Raw genomic sequence first — 1,235 nt, forward strand, 5'->3', positions numbered from 1 at the left:
GCCCGTGACCTGCCCCCACCGAGTGGTCCGATTTCAGTGTTAGTGCATGACGGGCCTCTGATCTATCGGGATGATGCTTTCCGGGGCTGGCGGGCGATAGCCCAGAGCGCTGTGTGGGCGGACAGTGTTGTAGTGGACTCGCCACTGGTTGATGACGATCCTGGCCTCGCGGACGGAGTAGAAGATCTCGCCGTTGAGCAGTTCGTCCCTGAGCCGCGCGTTGAAGCTCTCGACGTAGCCGTTTTCCCAGGGTGAGCCTGGCTCGATGTAGGCGGTCTTGGCGCCGACCGCGGTGATCCAGTCCCGGACGGACGTCGCGACGAACTCGGGACCGTTATCCGAGCGGATGTACTCCGGCGGCCCCCTCAGGATGAAGAGGTCGATCAACGCGTCGAGCACATCGATCGAGTTGAGCTTGCCTGCGACGCTGATCATGAGCGCCTCCCGGGTGAACTCGTCGAGGATGACGAGGATGCGATAGGGTCGGCCGTCGTGGGTGCGATCCTGGACGAAGTCATAGGACCAGACATGGTTCGACCGCTCCGGCCTGAGCCGGATGCAGGAGCCATCGTTCAGCCAGAGCCGGCTCCGCTTCTTCTGCTTCGGTGGGACCTTCAGCCCTTCGCGCCGCCAGATGCGCTCGACCCGTTTGTGGTTCACGTGCCAGCCCGCCTGATTCAGCAGCGCCGTCTCCGGCCTGTAGACGTAACGGCCATACTGCGTCGCCAGCTCGATGATGTCCGCTGTCAGACGATCTTCATCCGGGCGGCCTCGCGGAACCTTGCGCTGTGTTGAGCGGTGCTGACCAAGCGTGCGGCAGGCGCGGCGCTCCGATACGCCAAGCGTCTGCCGCACGCGGTCGATGCACTGCCTGCGGCGCGAAGGGCTCACAAGTTTCCCTTTGCCGCCTCGGTCAGGATCATCTTGTCGAGGGTCAGGTCGGAAACCGCGCGCCTCAACCGGGCGTTCTCCTTCTCCAGCTCCTTCAGACGCTTCAGCTGATCCCGGCTCATGCCGCCGTACTGACGGCGCCACCGGTAGTATGTCTGCTGCGTCATGCTGACCTGGCGCACCGCTTCGGCCACGCTCATGCCCTGACCCTGCAGTACTTCAACCTGCCGAAGCTTCATAACGATGTCTTCGGGCTTCTCCCGCTTCCCAGCCATCTCCTGGTCCTCCAATACACAGGGCAAATCTACCCCAGTTGGTGGACCACTTCAGTGGGGGCACTCCAG

At 63.2% G+C, this 1,235-nt stretch carries 1 protein-coding gene; it reads right to left on the reverse strand.

Annotation, left to right across the window (positions count from 1 at the left end):
• Nucleotides 1-39: 39 nt before the first annotated feature.
• Nucleotides 40-1,166, reverse strand: a protein-coding gene (locus DTQ71_RS23050; protein WP_109566624.1) for an IS3 family transposase whose coding sequence is annotated in 2 segments (ribosomal slippage) — nucleotides 40-902 and nucleotides 902-1,166 — 1,128 coding nt in all. Because the reading frame shifts where the segments join, the coding sequence is not laid out codon by codon here.
• Between the last annotated feature and the right edge of the window lie 69 nt (nucleotides 1,167-1,235).

It is taken from the genome of Jannaschia seohaensis (assembly GCF_900116765.1).
GTDB classification, from domain to species: domain Bacteria; phylum Pseudomonadota; class Alphaproteobacteria; order Rhodobacterales; family Rhodobacteraceae; genus Jannaschia; species Jannaschia seohaensis.